The organism is Sphingopyxis granuli, assembly GCF_001559015.1.
Classification (GTDB): Bacteria; Pseudomonadota; Alphaproteobacteria; order Sphingomonadales; family Sphingomonadaceae; genus Sphingopyxis; species Sphingopyxis granuli.
Window position 1 is genome coordinate 4,437,418 of record NZ_CP012199.1, and the last position, 12,204, is coordinate 4,449,621.

At 67.0% G+C, this 12,204-nt stretch carries 15 protein-coding genes; 12 read left to right on the forward strand and 3 right to left on the reverse strand.

The features are described 5' to 3' along the window. Positions 1 to 156: 156 nt before the first annotated feature. Positions 157 to 1,359 carry a M20 metallopeptidase family protein gene (locus SGRAN_RS20250; RefSeq protein ID WP_082737383.1) on the forward strand — a complete coding sequence of 401 codons (1,203 nt, stop codon included), beginning with the start codon at positions 157 to 159 and terminating at the stop codon, positions 1,357 to 1,359. A gap of 60 nt (positions 1,360 to 1,419) precedes the next feature. Further along, positions 1,420 to 1,788, forward strand: a complete 369-nt coding sequence (locus SGRAN_RS20255) for a GxxExxY protein (RefSeq protein WP_404950427.1) — start codon at positions 1,420 to 1,422, stop codon at positions 1,786 to 1,788. A gap of 55 nt (positions 1,789 to 1,843) precedes the next feature. Here SGRAN_RS20255 and nadB read toward each other — a convergent pair whose 3' ends face one another. From nadB to SGRAN_RS20265, 3 genes are read right to left on the reverse strand one after another with little or no spacing between them, the layout of a single operon-like run. Beyond that, positions 1,844 to 3,430, reverse strand: a complete 1,587-nt coding sequence (nadB, locus tag SGRAN_RS20260) for an L-aspartate oxidase (protein WP_067186448.1) — start codon at positions 3,428 to 3,430, stop codon at positions 1,844 to 1,846. Continuing rightward, positions 3,427 to 3,876, reverse strand: a complete 450-nt coding sequence (locus SGRAN_RS21950; RefSeq protein WP_076077351.1) for an endonuclease domain-containing protein — start codon at positions 3,874 to 3,876, stop codon at positions 3,427 to 3,429. The genes nadB and SGRAN_RS21950 overlap by 4 nt, the downstream gene beginning before the upstream one ends. Further along, positions 3,869 to 4,792, reverse strand: coding sequence for an ABC transporter ATP-binding protein (locus SGRAN_RS20265; RefSeq protein WP_067187208.1), 924 nt, complete (start codon positions 4,790 to 4,792; stop codon positions 3,869 to 3,871). The genes SGRAN_RS21950 and SGRAN_RS20265 overlap by 8 nt, the downstream gene beginning before the upstream one ends. 109 nt (positions 4,793 to 4,901) lie before the next feature. On the opposite strand from SGRAN_RS20265, the gene SGRAN_RS20270 reads away from it, so the two are divergent. From SGRAN_RS20270 to SGRAN_RS20315, 10 genes are all read left to right on the forward strand, one after another. After that, positions 4,902 to 5,462, forward strand: a complete 561-nt coding sequence (locus SGRAN_RS20270) for a DUF4402 domain-containing protein (RefSeq protein ID WP_234002517.1) — start codon at positions 4,902 to 4,904, stop codon at positions 5,460 to 5,462. Positions 5,463 to 5,513: 51 nt separating this feature from the next. Further along, positions 5,514 to 5,717, forward strand: a complete 204-nt coding sequence (locus tag SGRAN_RS20275) for a zinc-finger domain-containing protein (protein ID WP_067111751.1) — start codon at positions 5,514 to 5,516, stop codon at positions 5,715 to 5,717. Between the two features lie 63 nt (positions 5,718 to 5,780). Beyond that, positions 5,781 to 7,223 (forward strand): metalloprotease TldD, encoded by a 1,443-nt coding sequence (tldD, locus tag SGRAN_RS20280; RefSeq protein ID WP_067186450.1) that lies wholly within the window; start codon positions 5,781 to 5,783, stop codon positions 7,221 to 7,223. Between the two features lie 154 nt (positions 7,224 to 7,377). Then, entirely contained in the window at positions 7,378 to 8,616 is a 1,239-nt protein-coding gene (locus tag SGRAN_RS20285) for a hypothetical protein (protein ID WP_067186452.1), read from the forward strand. Between the two features lie 78 nt (positions 8,617 to 8,694). Beyond that, positions 8,695 to 9,093 carry a hypothetical protein gene (locus SGRAN_RS20290; protein ID WP_067186454.1) on the forward strand — a complete coding sequence of 133 codons (399 nt, stop codon included), beginning with the start codon at positions 8,695 to 8,697 and terminating at the stop codon, positions 9,091 to 9,093. A gap of 211 nt (positions 9,094 to 9,304) precedes the next feature. Further along, positions 9,305 to 9,883: a DUF924 family protein gene (locus tag SGRAN_RS20295; RefSeq protein ID WP_067186455.1), complete on the forward strand. Its 579-nt coding sequence runs from the start codon at positions 9,305 to 9,307 to the stop codon at positions 9,881 to 9,883. 34 nt (positions 9,884 to 9,917) lie between these two features. Continuing rightward, positions 9,918 to 10,481 carry a pyridoxamine 5'-phosphate oxidase family protein gene (locus SGRAN_RS20300; RefSeq protein WP_067186457.1) on the forward strand — a complete coding sequence of 188 codons (564 nt, stop codon included), beginning with the start codon at positions 9,918 to 9,920 and terminating at the stop codon, positions 10,479 to 10,481. Beyond that, positions 10,481 to 10,693, forward strand: coding sequence for a putative signal transducing protein (locus SGRAN_RS20305; protein WP_067111731.1), 213 nt, complete (start codon positions 10,481 to 10,483; stop codon positions 10,691 to 10,693). The genes SGRAN_RS20300 and SGRAN_RS20305 overlap by 1 nt, the downstream gene beginning before the upstream one ends. A 65-nt stretch (positions 10,694 to 10,758) precedes the next feature. Further along, entirely contained in the window at positions 10,759 to 11,454 is a 696-nt protein-coding gene (locus SGRAN_RS20310) for an endonuclease/exonuclease/phosphatase family protein (RefSeq protein WP_067186459.1), read from the forward strand. Between the two features lie 400 nt (positions 11,455 to 11,854). Further along, positions 11,855 to 12,193 carry a P-II family nitrogen regulator gene (locus tag SGRAN_RS20315; RefSeq protein ID WP_067112661.1) on the forward strand — a complete coding sequence of 113 codons (339 nt, stop codon included), beginning with the start codon at positions 11,855 to 11,857 and terminating at the stop codon, positions 12,191 to 12,193. Positions 12,194 to 12,204 lie beyond the last annotated feature (11 nt).

The window sequence follows — 12,204 nt, forward strand, 5'->3', positions numbered from 1 at the left end:
GCGCGACCTTAAGCGCCGCGACGCGGAAATCGAGCCCCAATTTCGATCGTCGATGCCAGCCGCACCCCGCGGCGCGGCGGTCCGGCTTGACGCGCGAGTCCGCGCGGCGCAGCATTGCCGTTTCGCCGCGCATCTTTCGTCTGGAGAAATATCAACATGACCGACATGGCCCGAGGCTGGCCCACCGAAGCCGAGACGCTTCTCGACGACCTCGTCACCCTGCGCCGCGCGATCCACCGCGAACCCGAGCTGGGCCTGCAGAATCCGAAGACGCTCGCGAAGATCAAGGATGCACTCGCCGGACTGCCGCTCGAACTGCGCGAGGGGCCGTCGACCACCGGCCTGGTCGCCATCCTCCGCGGCCCCGCCAACGGCCGCACCGTGCTGCTGCGCGGCGACATGGACGCGCTGCCGCTGGTCGAGGACACCGGACTCGATTTCACGTCCGAAACCAGCGGCGCGATGCACGCCTGCGGGCACGACACCCATGTCGCGATGCTCGTCGGCGCGGCAAAGCTGCTGTGCGCGGCGCGCGAGCGGTTGGCCGGCACGGTGATGTTCATGTTCCAGCCGGGCGAGGAGGGGCACCACGGCGCGCGCTTCATGCTGGAGGACGGCCTGCTCGATCCGCTGCCCGATGCTGCCTTCGCGCTCCACATCATGCCCAACGCACCGCACGGCGTCTTCGCCGGGCGCGCCGGGCCGCTGCTCGCCTCGTCCGACGTGCTCCAGATCACCGTCAAGGGCGCGGGCGGCCATGCCTCGATGCCGCAGGACGCGGTCGACCCGATTCCCGTGGCCTGCGAGATCGTCACCGCGATCCAGACGATGGTGACGCGCCGCGTCTCGGTCTTCGACCCCGCGGTCGTCACCGTCGCGAAGATCGCGGCGGGTACGACGTACAACATCATCCCAGAAACGGCCGAGATGCTCGGCACGATCCGCACCCTGTCGCCGCACTGCCGCGCGATGGTCGCGAAGGAACTGAAGCGCCTCGCCCCCGCGATCGCCGAAGCGCACGGCTGCACCGCCGAGGTGGATATCGAGGAAGGCTTCCCCGTCACCATCTGCGACAGCCGCGCCGTCGCCTTCGGCCAGTCGGTGGTCGAATCGACGTTCGGCGAGGCGGCGTGGCTGACGATGGACAATCCGGTGATGGGCGCGGAGGATTTCTCCTACGTCCTCGAAAAGGTGCCCGGCGCGATGTTCTGGCTGGGCGCGAGCGAGGCAGGCAGCGACTGGCGGTCGTGCTGCGGCCTGCATTCGAACCGCATGGTGCTCGACGAAAAGGTCATGGCACGCGGCGCGGCGCTCCACGCGGCGCTGGCGGAACAGTTTCTGAGCGAGGGGTTCGGATAGAGAAAATCTCACGCAAAGGCGCGAAGGCGCAAAGGAGGGGCGATATTGGATATCGAGGAATTGGCGAGAATCACCGTCGATTGCGGATTTCATTTGCACAAGAATCTGGGTCCGGGACTGCTCGAATCGGTCTATGAGGCGATCATGTTCGACCAACTCGCACGTCGTGGCCTCGGCGTTCAGAGACAGGCGCCGATTCCGATCCGCTATGATGGCGTCGAATTGCCCGAAGGCTTTCGGGCCGACCTTCTGATCGACGGAAAATTGCTCGTCGAACTCAAATCGGTGGAGCGGCTATCGCCGCTGCACGGCAAACAGGTGCTGACCTATCTTCGCCTGCTCGACCTTCCGCTCGGCCTGCTCATTAACTTTGGCGGTGAAACCTTCAAAGAGGGCATCCGGCGCGTCGCGAACAATTATCGCGGCTGACATATTTTCTTCTTTGCGCCTTCGCGCCTTTGCGTGAGATTTTCCTACGCCAACCTCAAGGCACCAAGACCGTGTCGACCGCCTCGGGCAGCATGTCGGGATAGTCGAGCGTATAGTGCAGCCCGCGGCTTTCCTTGCGGTGGAGGGCGCTGCGGACGATCAGTTCGGCGCATTGTAGCAGGTTGCGCAGTTCGATCAGGTCGGTCGTCACGCGGAAATGGCCGTAATAATCCTCGATCTCGTGCGTCAGCATGTTGATGCGGTGCTGCGCGCGTTCGAGCCGCTTGGTCGTGCGGACGATGCCGACGTAATTCCACATGAAGCGGCGAATCTCGGTCCAGTTCTGCTTGATGACCACCTCTTCATCCGAATCGGTGACGCGGCTTTCGTCCCACGGGCGGATCGCCGGGGGCGCGTCGAGTGCGTCCCAGCGCGCGACGATGTCGCGTGCCGCCGCCTCGCCGAACACGAAGCATTCGAGCAGGCTGTTCGACGCGAGGCGATTCGCGCCGTGCAGCCCGCTTTCGGTGCATTCGCCCGCGGCGTAGAGGCCGGGCAGGTCGGTGCGCCCGGCGAGGTCGATCAATACTCCGCCGCATGTATAATGCTGCGCCGGTACCACCGGGATCGGCCCCGTCGTCATGTCGATGCCGAGCGTCAGCAGCTTTTCGTGGATGTTCGGGAAATGCCCCGCGACGAAAGCGGGATCGCGGTCGCTGATGTCGAGGTGGACATAGTCGAGGCCGTAGCGCTTGATCTGGTCGTCGTTCGCGCGCGCGACGACGTCGCGCGGCGCCAGTTCGGCGCGCGGGTCGTAATCGGGCATGTAGCGGTGGCCAGTCACCGGATGCTTCAATATCCCGCCTTCGCCGCGCACCGCCTCGGTGATCAGAAAATTCTTGACCTCCAGATTGTAGAGGCAGGTCGGGTGGAACTGCATCATCTCCATGTTGGAGACGCGCGCGCCCGCGCGCCACGCCATCGCGATGCCGTCGCCGGTCGCGCCGCGCGGCGCGGTCGAGAATTGATAGACGCGCCCCGCCCCGCCGCTGGCGAGGATCGTCGCGCGGCCGACATGCGCGTGGACCTGCCCGGTCGCCTCGTCGAGCGCATAGACGCCCCAGACGCGGCCCGACCCCGAATAGCGTTCCTCGTGCCGGCCGGTGATCAGGTCGATGCACGCCTGTCCCGGCAGCAGCGTGATGTTCGGGTGCTCCTCCGCCGTCTTGAGCAGCGCCGCCTGCACCGCCCAGCCGGTCGCGTCGTCGACATGGACGATGCGGCGGTGCGAATGCCCGCCCTCGCGCGTCAGATGCAGCGCGCCTTTTTCCATGTTGAAGGGGACGCCCATCTGGATCAGCCGTTCGATGGCATGCGGCGCATTCTCGACGACGCACTCGACCGTTTCGCGCCGGTTGAGCCCCGCGCCCGCGACCATCGTGTCCTCGATATGATTTTCGAACGTGTCGCCGGCGTCGAGCACCGCCGCGATCCCGCCCTGCGCCCAGGCGGTCGACCCGCCGGTCAGATTGCCCTTGGCGAGGACGAGCACCCGGCAATGGTCGGCAAGGCTGATCGCCGCGGTCAGCCCCGCGGCACCGGAGCCGATGATGATGACGTCGTGGGATGCTGCTCCGGTCATGCGCCTCCCCTCCCGCAGGCGGGAGGGGTCGGGGGTGGGCCCGAATTCAACGCGGCAAGAATCGCCATCAACACACCTTCCAGATTCGACACAACATCGGCGTTTGCAAAACGTAGCGTCTGATACCCTTGCGAGCGCAGATAGCCATCCCTGCGCCGATCTTCATCCTGTCGCGATTCATGAGAGATACCATCGAGTTCGACGACCAGCTTTGCTTCGCGACAAAGAAAATCGGCCACATAGGGGCCTATCGGCATTTGCCTGCTGAATTTCCAGCCTTCGAGCTGGCGCCTGGACAATGCGCGCCATAATATTCGTTCGGACGGCGTGGCTTCCCGGCGAAGCCTTTGCGCTTTCAGCGTCTCGCGCGGGCGAAACTTGCGGACAGGCCCACCCCCGGCCCCTCCCGCCTGCGGGAGGGGAGGAAAAGCGCTGCTTTCATCCATTCGCCGCCCGCGTCAGGTTCAGGAACACGTCCTCCAGATCGGCTTCGCGCGTCGAGACGTCGACGATGCCATGGCCCATCGCATTCACCGCCGCGAGCACCTCGCCCGCATTCATCCGGTCCTTGTTGTAGGCGATGGCGAGCCCGCGCTCGCCCTCGCGCTCGACCCGGTCGAAGGCGGGGTGCGACGGCAGCACCGTGACGTCGCGGTCGAGCGTGACCACCACCACCTTCTCGCGCGCCATGTCGACCATCTCGCGCGTCGGCTTGTTGGCGATCAGCCGGCCGTGGTTGATGATCGCGATGCGATCGCACAGCTCCTCGGCCTCTTCCAGATAATGGGTGGTCAGCACCACGGTGACGCCGCGGTCGTTGAGGCGCTGGACATAGTCCCAGAGCTGCTGGCGAAGCTCGATGTCGACCCCGGCGGTCGGTTCGTCGAGGACGATGATCGGCGGCGAGTGGACCATCGCCTTGGCGACGAGCAGGCGGCGCTTCATCCCGCCCGACAGGGTGCGGGCGTAGGCGTCGCGCTTGTCGGCGAGGTGCACCGCGGCGAGCAGTTCGTCCGAAATGCGCTGCGCCTTCGGCACGCCATAGAGCCCGGCCTGGATCTCGAGCGTCTCATAGGGGGTGAAAAAGGGGTCGAAGACGATTTCCTGCGGCACGATGCCGATCGAATATTTGGCGTTGCGCGGATCGGCGTCGATGTCGAAGCCCCAGATGCTGGCGCGGCCGCTCGTCTTGTTGATCAATCCGGCGAGGATGTTGATCAGCGTCGACTTGCCCGCGCCATTGGGGCCGAGCAGGCCGAATATCTGCCCGCGCGGCACCTCGAAGCTGACATGGTCGAGCGCCTGCTTGCCGCCGGCATAGATTTTGGAGACGGCGTCGATGCGGATCGCGGCTTCACTCATCGCGCCTCCATAGCCTTCGCCCCGCGCGGACGAAAGGGGCTGGACGGCAAGCATTTCTTTACCACGATGGGCAACGCTATTTTCCGACATCGCCGCTAGAGGAAAGCGGGTGAGGACCAGACACACCCTATCCCCGCAGCCCCTGCTGCGCGGCATCGCCGCCTGCGCGCTCACCATGGCCCCGGCCATCGGCGCGCCGGCCTTCGCCCAGGCCAGCGCCCAGGGCGAAGCGGACGCCATCGTGCTGCGGCCGCTGTCCTTCTTCAAGGTGAGCGACCTCGATTTTGGCGACATCGTCGCGGCGATCGGCGCCGGAACGGTGCGCGTCGCCCCCGACGGCGCGCGCACGCGCACCGGCGGCGTCACGCTGGCCGGCGGCGGCGGCGAACCGGCGCGCTTCGCCGGCCTCGGCAGCTATAACCGGCAGGTCAACATCTCGCTCGGCGCCAACAGCATCTGGATCACCGGGCCCGGCCAGCGGATGCGCGTGCGCGATTTCGAGATCGGCAGCACGCCGACCGCGATGCTGTCGACCGCGCCGACGCGCTTTCGCATCACCTCCACGCTCGGCAATTTCAACTTTCCGGTCGGCGCGACGCTCGAGGTCAACGCGAATCAGGCACCGGGCGATTACAGCGGCAGCTTCACCATCACGCTCGACTATCTCTGACCGTCCGCAGCCGATTGCCGAGGCCCGCCGCGCTTGCTATGGGCGCCGGCGATGACCAACGCTGCCCCCGCCCCCGAAACGCTTCGCGTCTCGAAAACCCGCATCGCCTGCGACGGCACAGGCGACGGCCTCACTCATGCCGCGCTCGGCCACCCGCGCGTGTGGCTGGAGATCGATCCCGACGACGGCTTCATCGACTGCGGCTATTGCGATCGCCGCTTCGTGCTGATCGGCGGCGTCGCCGATCACGACTGAGGTCGGCAGCCAAATTCGGATCGCGCCCTTTCGCGGGCGCGCCGACCCGCCTATATCGGGGCGATGACAAGCCCGACCGACCCCCGCCGCTTCCTCTATCGTGCCGACGCGCTCGATCCCGATCTCGCACAGCGCCTTGCGCGCGAAGCGCTCGCCCAGGCCGACGACGGCGAACTCTACCTGCAATATCGCGCGACCGAGAGCTTCGGCTTCGACGACGGGCGGCTCAAGACCGCCGACTATTCGACCGACGCCGGTTTCGGCCTGCGCGCCGTGTCGGGCGAGATGACGGGCTTCGCGCATGCGAGCGACATCAGCGCCGGCGCGATCCGCCGCGCCGCCGAGACGCTGGCGCTGCTCGACCCCGCAAGGCAGGCGCACGCCGCGCCGCCGCCGCGCACCAACCGCCACCTCTATGACGAGGCGAATCCGCTCGACCTCATTCCCTTCGCGAAGAAGGTCGATCTCTGCCAGAAGGTCGACGCCGCCGCGCGCGCGCGCGACCCGCGCGTCGTGCAGGTGTCGGTCGCGCTTGCGGGAAGCTGGTCGGTGGTCGAGATCGTCCGCGCCGACGGCTTCCTCGCCACCGACATCCGGCCGCTCGTCCGCCTGAACGTCAGCATCGTCGTCGAGGAGAACGGCCGGCGCGAAAGCGGCTATTTCGGGCTCGGCGGCCGCTACATGTACGACCATCTGTTCGAGGAGGCGCAGTGGAACCGCGCGATCGACGCGGCGCTCGACCAGGCGCTCGTCAACCTGCGCGCGGTCGATGCCCCGGCGGGCGAGTTCACCGTGCTGCTCGGCCCCGGCTGGCCCGGCGTGCTGCTGCACGAGGCGGTCGGCCACGGGCTGGAGGGCGATTTCAACCGCAAGGGCACCAGCGCCTTTTCGGGCCGCATCGGCGAGCGCGTCGCCGCCCCCGGCGTCACCGTAGTCGACGACGGCAGCCTCGAAAGCCCGGTTGGCGGCGGCCGCCGCGGCTCGCTGTCGATCGACGACGAGGGGACGCCGACCGGCGAGACGGTGCTGATCGAGGACGGCATCCTCAAGGGCTATATGCAGGACCGCCTCAACGCGCGGCTGATGGGCGCCGAGCCGACGGGCAACGGCCGCCGCGAAAGCTTTGCCCACGCGCCGATGCCGCGGATGACCAACACCTTCATGCGCGGCGGCAGCGACGATCCCGCCGAACTGCTGAGCCGCGTCAAGACCGGCATCTTCGCCAAGAGCTTCGGCGGCGGGCAGGTCGACATCGTGTCGGGCAAATTCGTCTTTTCCTGCACCGAGGCCTACAGGATCGAGAACGGCCGGATCGGCGATTCGATCAAGGGCGCGACGCTGATCGGCGACGGCCCGAGCGTGCTGACCAAGGTCGTCGGCATTGGCAACGACATGGCGATCGACGAGGGCATCGGCATCTGCGGCAAGGGCGGCCAGAGCGTCCCCGCCGGCGTCGGCCAGCCGACGCTGCTGGTCAGCGGCCTGACGGTGGGCGGGACGGCCTGACGGCCCACCCCGCCCCATCCCCTGAACGACGCGCCTGTGATGTGCGTCATTGGCTTGGCGCTTTGGGCCGGGCAGCCTATAAGCCCATAAAGCACAAGAATATTCGGGCCGCGCCATCCGCCGGGATTGATCCCGATGACAGGGGAGGATTGACATGCGTTCGAGTCTGCATTTCGTTTCCGTGGCGGCGATCGCCGCGATGCTCGCCGCCGTTCCGGGATCGGCGCAAAAGACGAGCGGCCCCAAGGAACGCTATGAGATGGACGTCGCGACCGCGTCGGGCTTCGCCGCGATGGCGGCCGGCGGCGGCGGCATGGGCAGCGCGCTCGGCATGATGTTGGGCGGCGGTCCCGACAGCAAGGTGGCGCATACGCTCGACCTCCGGCTCGGATCGAATCAGGCGCCGACCAGCCCGCCGGTGCGCGCCGACCATTATTTCGAGCCGCAGACGAAACTCGGCAAGTCGGTGCCCCTGCTCGGCCCCGAGCCCGGCAAATGGGCGCCGCGCGAGGAAACCAGCGACACGATGCCCGACGGGTTCGAGCGCCCGAAGGGCCGGATGCTGCTGTTCTGGGGCTGCGGCGCCAAGGCCGGGCCCGGACAGCCGGTGATCATCGACTTCGCGAAACTGGCGGCGGGACAGATGCCGCCGAACCTGTTCACCTCCACCGTCCCGCGCATTCGTGAGGTGACGACGGGCAACAGCAAATCCTACGCCGGATGGCCGAACAGCAAATCGTCGAAGCAGCCGCCGAAGGATTCGTCGCTGCTCGGCGCGCACCGCATCGCGGGCAATGTCGGCCCCGACATCAGCTTCACCCTCGCGCAGGATTATATGCCCGCGCTGAATGCCTCGACCGCGCAGCAGGCGGACGGGTCGATCCTGATCCGCTGGAACCAGCTTGCGCCCGCGACCGGCTATGTCGCCTGGGCCTTCGGGGGCATGGACCGCGGCGGCGCCGGCGGCGACATGGTGTGGTGGACGAGCAGCAGCGCGCGCGAATTCGGCGGCGGGCTGTGGGACTGGCTGCCGCCCTCGGTCGTCGCCAATCTGGTCACTAAGAAGATCGTGATGCCGCCGACGCAGACGAGCTGCCAGATCCCCGCCGAGGTCAAGAAGGCGTCGGGCGAGATGCTGATGGGCAACCTCAACGCCTTTGGGCCAGAGGCCAACTTCGCCTATCCGCCGAAGCCCGCGGGCAATGCGGTGTGGAACATCGACTGGACGGCGAAGGTGCGCTTCCGTTCGCACACCATGCTGATGATCGGCGCTGATTTCGGGGGCATGGGCGCGGCAGGCGGTGCCGGCGACGCGAGCGCGCCGGCCGAAAAGCCCAGGAAGAAGAAGTGCAAGGGGCCGCTCGGCATACCATTGCCCGACGGAGCGTGCTGACCGACGAGTCAGGCCCGGTTCACGCGGATGCGGCTAGAGCGAACCGAGGGTGAGGATAACAACCTAAGGAGTCGAGCCATGCGTTCGCTTGTTCCCGTCCTCATCGCCGCCACGGCGCTCGTTGCGACGCCAGCCGTCGCGAAAGAGAAGCTCGCGCCCGAGGCGCAGCTCGCCAAACTGCTCGAAGGCCGCACCGCCGGCGAGCCGCAGGATTGCATCACCCTGTCCTCGGTCAGCGATTCGCAGGTGATCGACAAGACCGCGATCGTCTATCGCATCGGCGGCACCTTGTGGGTCAACCGGCCCACTACCGGCGCCGAATCGCTGAACGACGACGTCGTGCTGGTGACGAAGCTGCCGACCGGGCGGCTGTGCAGCATCGACACGGTCGAACTGCACGACCGCACCAGCCATTTCTATCGCGGTTTCGTCGGCCTCGGCAAATTCGTTCCCTATCGCCGGGCCGCATCCGACTGACGCCGCCCGCGACGGCGTTCCTTCGAGCATGGTGTCGGTCCCCGGCACAAGCCGGGGTCCAATACGCAGCGCTACCTGACCTGGACCCCGGCTTTCGTCGGGGAACAGGGCGGTCGATATCCGGAAGGGATATGCGCCGGCTTGATCCCAAGGGCGCGGCAATCCAGAGTGCGCCCGCCATCATGAGACCGTCACCCGAAAGGACCCCGCCATGACCGACGACGACGACAGGCCGCCGCCCGCGCCGCCTGCCGATTGGGCGCAGCAATTGCTGGGCTTCTGGTTCGACGCCCACGGCATGGCCGACTGGTATGGCGGCGGTCCCGAATTCGATGCGGCGGTGCGCGAACGCGCGGCCGACTGGCACGCCGCGCTGCGGTCGCAGCCGGCCGCGGCCTTTCTGTCGGACCCCGATACCGCGCTCGCCGCGGCCATCCTGTTCGATCAGGTGCCGCGCAACATCTTTCGCGGCCATGCCGACGCCTTCGCCACCGACAGCCTCGCCCGCGCGATCGCGCGCGGCATCGTCGAGCGCGGCTGGGACAAGGCGTGGCCCGATACGCGGCGCCAGTTCGCCTATCTGCCGTTCGAACATAGCGAGGACATCGCCGACCAGCGCGAATCGTTGCGCCTGATGGGCGAACTCGCCGATCCGATCTTCCTCGACTATGCGCAGAAGCATTTCGCGATCATCGACCGTTTCGGCCGCTTTCCGCACCGCAACGCCGCGCTCGGCCGCGCGACGCGCCCCGAAGAGCAGGCCGCGATAGAAGAAGGCAGCAATTGGTGACGGAATCCGCCTCCGTCCCGCCGGAGCATCCGATATGGCCGAATTTTTCGACGCGCTGACCGACCGGCACATCGCCTTCATCGCGAAGCAGCCGGTCTTTTTCACCGCGACGGCGGCGCGCGACGGGCGGATCAACCTGTCGCCCAAAGGCTATGCCGACAGCTTCCGGGTGCTGTCGCCGACGCGGGTCGCATGGCTCGACCTCGGCGGGTCGGGCAACGAGACGCACGCCCACCTCGCCGCCGACGGGCGCATCACCCTGATGTTCTGCGCCTTCGACCGCAGCGCGCTGATCCTGCGCATCTATGGCCGGGGCCGCGCCGTACTGCCGCAGGATGCCGGATGGGACGATCTGGCACGCCATTTCACCCTGCTCCCCGGAACGCGGCAGATTTTCGACATCGCCGTCGACAGCGTGCAGACGAGTTGTGGCTGGGGCGTGCCGCGGATGGCATTGGAGCAGGAGCGCGACACGCTGCAGAAATATCACCGCCAGGCCGATGCCGGCGAATGGGTCGAGAAACATCAGGGCCGCACGCGCAGCATCGACGGCCTGCCGACCCGGCCGACCGACCGCTATATCGAGGGAGCCGCCTGATGCCGCTGGTCGAACTGATCCGCCTGCCGAACGGAGCCGAGGCCGAGCTGCTGCGCGGGCGGCTCGAAAGCGCGGGGGTGCACGCGGTGTGCTTCGACGCCGGAATGAACATCGCCGAAAGCGTCGGGCTGATGATCCCGGTGCGGGTGATGGTCCTCGACGAGGAACTCGCCGAGGCACGTGCGCTGCTCAGGGAATTTGACGTCGGCTAGATGCAACCCCATCTCACTCCCGTTCGTGTTGATGACAGCCCCATGAAAGACAGACGCTTCCGCCGATGATCAAGGTCGCCAGTTACAATATGCGCAAGGGCATCGGGCTCGACCGCCGCCGCGATCCCGGCCGCGTGCTGTCGGTGCTCGGCGAACTCGACGCCGACATCGTCGCGCTGCAGGAGGCCGACCGCCGCTTCGGCGCCCGCGCCAGCGCGATTCCGCCGCACATGTTCGAGGATCATAGCGATTATGTTCCGGTCGCGCTCGACGGCCGGCCGCTCAGCCTCGGCTGGCACGGCAATGCGCTGCTCGTGCGGCGCGGCGTGGAGATCGAAGAAAGCCATTCGCTGCACCTGCCGACGCTCGAACCGCGCGGCGCGGTCGCGGCGACGGTGCGCATCGGCGACACGCGGCTGCGCGTCGTCGGCATGCACCTCGACATATCGGGCCTGCGCCGCCGCCAGCAGGCGCGCGCGATCCTGAGCCATGTCGCCGAGGGCGAGCCTTTGCCGACGATCCTGATGGGCGATTGTAACGAATGGCGCGCGACGGGCGGCTGCCTTGCCGACTTCGGCGCGCAGCACCGGCCGGTCGACACCGGCCACAGCTTCCACAGCCGCCGCCCGGTCGCCCGGCTCGACCGCATCTTCGCCTCGCCTGAACTGGAAGCCGTCGACGCCGGCGTCCACCAGAGCCCGCTCGCCGCGCGCGCCTCCGACCATCTGCCGATCTGGGCGCGATTCAAGGCCGGCGACTGAGCGCGCTCCCGTCGAAACCGGCGGATCGCGCGGGACACCCGCTATGTCATTGCAAGGCTCCCTCAGGAGCCGCGGCAATCCCAGCCACCGTCGTTCCGCCTCGAACGAGATGACAGCGAATGGACTCGTCATTGCGAGCGGCGAAGCCGCGCGGCAATCCAGAGCGTGCGGTAACCGCCCTCGATTGCTTCGCTCCGCTCGCAATGACGAGGCTCCGGGATCGCATCTCGCGGCGATAGCCTAAATTTTAGGCACATCTACGACATGCTGCTTATTTCTCGAACGAATAATGTTATCGTAATCCAAAGTTTGACATAAAATGTCGCGCAAATCCTGTGCCGTGTCCGATCTGGCACGGCTGTTGCACCGCAGCATGATGCCACAAGCGAAAGGGGGCATCATGAAGCTGATCCTGGCGATCATCAAACCATATAAGCTCGACGAGGTGCGCGAGGCGCTGACCGCGCTCGGCATCGCCGGCATGACCGTGACCGAGGCGAAGGGCTTCGGACGGCAGAAGGGGCAGACCGAAATCTACCGCGGCGCCGAATATGCGGCGAACATGGTGCCCAAGGTGCGGATCGAGCTTGTCTGCGACGACGGAATCGCACCGCGCGTCGTCGAAACGCTGCAGCAAAGCGCCGCCACCGGCGCGATCGGCGACGGCAAGATCTTCGTGCTCGACGTCGGCCAGGCGGTGCGCATCCGCACCGGCGAGACCGGCGAGGCGGCGCTGTAAAATGACCAAGG